We start from the raw sequence: 5,564 nt of genomic DNA on the forward strand, positions 1-5,564 counted from the left end.
TCCCTCCAGTCCATGTGACCCCACCAGGCTACCAGATCCCGCGTTTTGACACAGCCTCGACCCAATGCAGACCGTGGTGTCATCATTCTTCCAGGAAAGACGGCGCCTCAGGAGGTGATGGAGCCGAAGAATTCTCCCGCTGAACGGCAATGTCACGCCGATGTCCGCACCGACTCCCGTGGTCGGCGGAGTTCAGCGATCGTTTCATTCGCTCGAGTCGGTCTGCGGGGTTCATAGCAATGATTGATTGACAGTGGCTGCCTGCCTGCATTAGCCCCGGAAGCGTAGATGTCCGCTGGGGAACAGGGGGTAGCAATCGCTCCTGTAGAAACCAAGAACCATCTTGAGCAGGGACAACGAGACCATGATCAAAGTTTCTGGAGGCTTTGAAGGCGACCATGCGCCAACGGTCTTTCTGAGAAAAGAAGCTCTATCGAGCAAAGAAGTCCTTGCAAGCAGGAGCTCGCCTGTTCAATCTCTCCTCAATGAGGCTTACCCTCTTTCGGGCTGGCGGGCCGGATTTTGCCTGTATCGCTTCCGTACGGTTGTGAAGGAGGGTATCGCCATCGGGGACAAGGATCTCGACTGCCTGATTCTGGCTCGTGATCTGAGGGAGCGGGTCACGCGCACCTGCCGCAGCAACTCCAGGCTGTCGGAGTCCGTGGACCTTTTTCTGTCACGCCCGCGCGTGACAGTGCCTCTCGCTGAATGAAACAGGAGAAATCGGCCATGAGGAACCCTATGCTTCGATCAGCCTTGGATTGGCTCTACCTCGTGGCCGGGTGGCTCGCCGGCCTCTTTCTGATTGTAATCTTCCTCCTGATGATGGGTTTATCGGTGGGTCGCCCGGTCGGATTCAATATCCCGGCCGGCGATGACTTTGTTTCCTGGTGCATGGCGGCCATGGCGTTTCTCGGGCTCGCTCATACGTTCAAGTCCGGCGACATGATCCGAGTTGGACTTCTCATCGATCGATTGCGCGGTCGCACCCGGTGGTACGTAGAAATTCTTGCTCTTGGGATTGGACTGGCTTTCATCGGGTTCTTCGCATGGCATGCGGTCCAGCTCACCTATGACTCGTGGATACTCAACGATGTAGCGGGTGGCGTCGTGCCTGTCCCTCTGTGGATACCGCAGCTTGGATACTCCGGTGGGCTCGTAATCCTTTTCATCGCGTTCCTTGACGAGTTCGTGCACGTCCTCCTTGGAGGGAAGCCGACATACGAGAGGCCGCCCCCGCAAAACGCCGACGAAGTAATTCAGCGAGCCCTCGAAAGCGCGGTATGATGCAATGTCCTTGATTGGAATATCAGGCTTCCTCCTCCTTCTGCTTGCAGCGCTTCTTACTTCAGGCGTGTGGATCGCGATTGGCCTGGCAGCTGTTGGCTGGGCTGGCATGCAGTTCGTGGGCGGCGGCATCCCGGCGGGCTCCGTGCTCGCCACCACCATCTGGGGCAATTCCGCCTCCTGGACGCTGGCAGCCCTACCGCTGTTCATCTGGATGGGTGAGATCTTGTTCCGCACCCGTCTCTCCGAGGAGATGTTCCGCGGTCTCGCGCCCTGGCTCAACTGGCTTCCCGGCCGATTGATGCATGTGAACGTGCTCGCCTGCGGCATCTTTGGCTCTGTCTCCGGCTCCTCCGCCGCCACCTGTGCAACAGTGGCGAAGATCGCCCTGCCGGAGCTGAAGAAACGCGGCTACGACGAGATGCTCAGTCTCGGCTCGCTTGCCGGTGCGGGCACGCTGGGCATTCTCATTCCGCCCTCGATCACCATGGTGGTCTATGCGGTCGCCGCGAATGTTTCCATCATTCAGATCTTTCTGGCAGGCTTCCTGCCGGGCCTTCTCGTGATGGCGCTTTATTCGGGCTACATCGCCATATGGTCGCTCCTAAACCCGGACAAGTCGCCTCCGCCCGAACCCGTGATGAGCTTTCGCGAGAAGCTGAAGGAATCGACGAACCTCATCCCGGTGGCGCTGCTGATCGCCCTCGTGTTCCTCACGCTTCTGCTCGGTTGGGCGACGGCGACGGAATGCGCCGCCTGGGGCGTCTTGGGTTCGCTCGCCATCGCGTGGTGGTCGGGCTCGCTCTCATGGGAATCGTTCTGGGCGAGCGTGATGGGAACGACGCGCATCACCTGCATGATCATGCTGATCCTCGCAGGCGCATCCTTCATGTCGACCGCGATGGCCTATACGGGCATTCCGCAGGCGCTCGCATCTTGGGTCGAAGGCCTGAACCTCTCGCCCTATGCGCTGATCGCGGTTCTCACGATCATGTACATCCTGCTCGGCTGCGCTCTCGATGGCATTTCGATGATTGTCCTGACGACGGCCGTTGTCATTCCAATGGTTAAAGCCGCAGGTTTTGATCTCATCTGGTTCGGCATCTTCCTCGTTCTTGCAGTCGAAATGGCCGAGGTCTCCCCACCCGTCGGCTTCAATCTCTTCGTGCTGCAGGCAATGAGCGGTAAGGACTCAAACACCGTGGCTCGAGCAAGCCTGCCGTTCTTCTTTTTGCTCGTTGCCGCAGTGGCTTTGGTCACGGTCTTCCCTGAGATCGTGATGTTGTTGCCGAAGCTTGCCTTCCCGGAAACCTAACAACGTAGATGGAGGAAACGCCCTATGAAGCTTCTAACCAGTATGGCCTGCGGAGTCGCCGCATTGCTCATGGCCACATTCCCGGCAGCGGCTCAAACCAAGTGGAACCTGCCGGCGGCCTATCCACAGGACAACTACCACACTGAAAATCTCGTTCAGTTTGCGAAAGATGTGGCTGACGCGACTGGCGGGAAGCTGCAGATTGTGGTGCACGCGAACGCCTCGCTGTTCAAGGCACCCGAAATCAAACGCGCCGTATCGACTGGTCAGGCGCAGGCCGGCGAAGTGCTCATGTCGATTCACGAGAACGAGGATCCGTTGTTCGGCATCGACATCATTCCCTTCGTCGCGACGAGCTTCGACGCCTCGGTAAAGCTGTGGAATGCGGCCAAGCCGGAAATCGAGAAGAAACTCGAGAGCCAGCGCCTGAAGTTGCTCTACTCGGTTCCGTGGGGACCGCAGGGACTCTACTCCTCAAAGGAGTTGAAGTCCGTGGAGGACATGAAGGGCCTCAAGTTCCGTGCATACAACGTCGGGACCGCACGCATCGGTGAGGCCGTAGGCGCTCAAGCAGTGACCGTCCAAGCCGCAGAGTTGCCCCAGGCCCTTGCCACCGGAGTCGTCAACTCCTGGATGTCATCCGGCTCTACCGGCTATGACTCGAAGGTCTGGGAATCCCAGAAGTACTTCTACGATGTCCAGGCCTGGCTGCCGCGTAACATCGTGATCGTTAACAAGGCTGCCTTCGATGCGCTCGACAAGGGCACCCAGGACGCCGTGCTGAAAGCCGCCGCCGCGGCTGAGGAGCGTGGTCTGAAGATCGCCAAGGAAAAGTCCACTTGGTATCTTGAGCAGTTCAAGGCCAAGGGTATGACCGTGTCCCCGCCGTCCCCCGAACTCGAAGCCGGCCTCAAGAAGATCGGCGAACAGCTGGTGGCGGATTGGATCAAAAGAGCCGGTTCCACCGGCGAAACGGTCATGAACAATTACAAGAAGATGTAATTGTCCGGGTTTCCCTGGACGTTGGGTCCAAAGGTCGATGCTCCGGTTCAACCGGCTACCTGAGGGATCACCTCGTCTGGACTGAAACCAAAGGTGGAGGGGAGGCCGCAACTCCCCTCCATAGCGGCATGAGGGAAGGTGTACGGATCGACCACGCGGGCTCCAAGCGATTTGCCATTCTTGAGGCACCGCTGAATTTTTTGCGAGCGTCGAACTCTCATCAGACCATTTATTGCCGACCGATCCTTGCTCTGCGCCATGCAAGTGAGGGAAAAACTCGTGAGTGCCTATGATAAGTCAGCAGCCTCGTTCCCTTTCGGTGCCCAGATGATCCGAAAACGCGTAAAGGGCGGTCGTGCCATCTACGGAGAGGCGGTCGGTGTCCTGGTGCTTGATACCTCGTTTCCCCGTATTCCGGGCGACGTAGGCAATGCCACCACGTTCGATTTTCCCGTTCGATACCACGTCATCAAGGCCGCCACTCCCGAAAAGATCGTGTCGGAGGCCGATCGCGCCCGTGCGCTTCTTCCTGCCTTCATCGAGGGGGCAAGGCTCCTCGAGAGCCAAGGGGTGCGCGCCATCACGACGACCTGCGGATTTCTGACTATCATGCAAAAGGAAATCGCGGCAGCAGTCGGCATTCCGGTTGTTACCTCGAGCCTGTTCCTGATCCCGCTGTTACGCCAGATGTTTGCCGCCGATCGCTCCATCGGGGTGATAACCGCTCACTCCGGGAGGTTGTCCTCAGAGCACTTGATTGCCGCTGGCGTGCAGCCGGACTGGGCTGTCCATGTGCGAGGGTTGGAGGAAGACCCTGCTTTCAGCCGCGCCATTTTCGGCAGTGGCGATGATTGCATCGAGATGGATGTCGATCAGGTGGAGGCGGAGGTCATCGCTAGGTGCCGCAAGCTGGTCGATGAGTTCCCTGATATCGGGTGCATTGTCTTCGAGTGCACCAACCTGCAACCATACGCAGCCGCCGTACAGGCGGACATCGGCCTGCCAATCTTCGGTATCTATCACTTGGTGAATTTGCTCCATAGCGGGATCATCAACCCAAGGTTCTCCGGTTACATGTGACATGACGGGCTTGATGCCGCGTAACCCGTTCTTTCGGAAGGACCTGCGCCTTATTGATGGATCCAGGCTGACTGGCGCAGTTCCCTGTCCATGAACTCCTCGCGTTGATCCGGTTGTCCCATGAGCCTGCATGTTGTTGTGATAGGGGCAGGCATCGTCGGAGCCTCCACAGCAGTTCAGTTGCGGCGGGAAGGTTATGAGGTGACTATCCTTGAACCAGGTGAGCCGGGGCGGGAGCAGGCTGCGAGCTATGGCAACGGCGCATGGATAAGCCCTGCATCGGTGGTTCCGATGTCGATGCCGGGCCTATGGAAGAAGGTGCCGGGCTATCTGCTCGACTCCCGTGGGCCATTGACGATCCGGTTGTCCTCACTGCCGGGACTGAACACCTAGAGCATCGGATCCAAAAGTGGACTTGCACTTTTGGATCCGATGGTCCTTGTCTGTGAGTAGCGTATCATGCGGGAACCTGGGTCCACGTTTCACGGGTGTGGCCCTTCGGGTCGCTGACGCGGATCTCCGGTTCCGCACGATGCGCTGGGGCTTTCCCTCGTCGCCGGTCCTCGCTGATCACAGACACGCCTCCCGCGGACGTCCACGGTCAGGCCTTCCAAAGCTGATAAGCGGGTGGAGCGGACCCAGATGTTGTGTCCTGGCACTTCTCAGACATTGCGCTTTGGTCAGCTTGCGAGCAGTCAGCGGACGCTCAGACGGGGTAGGGGAACTTCAGGTGATGACCTGATAGAGACATTCCTGGTCCGCTGGACTGGAGCGATCTGCGGCAGTGGCGTGGAGTGTCTATTAGACGCCGCGTTTGTTGCCCCAGGCGAGGACGTGCAACTGCGGCAGGACTGTCGCCGTGAACCACCGATCCGCCGCC

4 protein-coding genes and 2 pseudogenes are annotated in these 5,564 nt (G+C 58.8%); 5 read left to right on the top strand and 1 reads right to left on the bottom strand.

Annotated features, from left to right (window positions below):
• Positions 1–741 precede the first annotated feature (741 nt).
• From DC522_RS32235 to DC522_RS32255, 5 genes and pseudogenes are all read left to right on the top strand, one after another.
• On the top strand, positions 742–1,287 hold the full coding sequence (locus tag DC522_RS32235; RefSeq protein WP_116532520.1) for a TRAP transporter small permease: 546 nt from the start codon (positions 742–744) through the stop codon (positions 1,285–1,287).
• A 4-nt stretch (positions 1,288–1,291) separates the two neighbouring features.
• Positions 1,292–2,602, top strand: coding sequence for a TRAP transporter large permease (locus DC522_RS32240; RefSeq protein WP_116532516.1), 1,311 nt, complete (start codon positions 1,292–1,294; stop codon positions 2,600–2,602).
• Positions 2,603–2,626: 24 nt separating this feature from the next.
• Positions 2,627–3,604, top strand: a complete 978-nt coding sequence (locus DC522_RS32245) for a TRAP transporter substrate-binding protein (RefSeq protein ID WP_116532517.1) — start codon at positions 2,627–2,629, stop codon at positions 3,602–3,604.
• Between the two features lie 279 nt (positions 3,605–3,883).
• Positions 3,884–4,684 (top strand): aspartate/glutamate racemase family protein, encoded by an 801-nt coding sequence (locus tag DC522_RS32250; RefSeq protein ID WP_165820422.1) that lies wholly within the window; start codon positions 3,884–3,886, stop codon positions 4,682–4,684.
• 120 nt (positions 4,685–4,804) lie between these two features.
• Positions 4,805–5,068, top strand: a pseudogene (locus tag DC522_RS32255) (FAD-dependent oxidoreductase); the annotation flags it as partial.
• Positions 5,069–5,485: 417 nt separating this feature from the next.
• Here the strand turns inward: DC522_RS32255 and DC522_RS32260 are convergent.
• Positions 5,486–5,564: pseudogene (locus DC522_RS32260) on the bottom strand (7-carboxy-7-deazaguanine synthase QueE); the annotation flags it as partial.

Source organism: Microvirga sp. KLBC 81, from assembly GCF_003075415.1.
Lineage (GTDB): Bacteria > Pseudomonadota > Alphaproteobacteria > Rhizobiales > Beijerinckiaceae > Microvirga.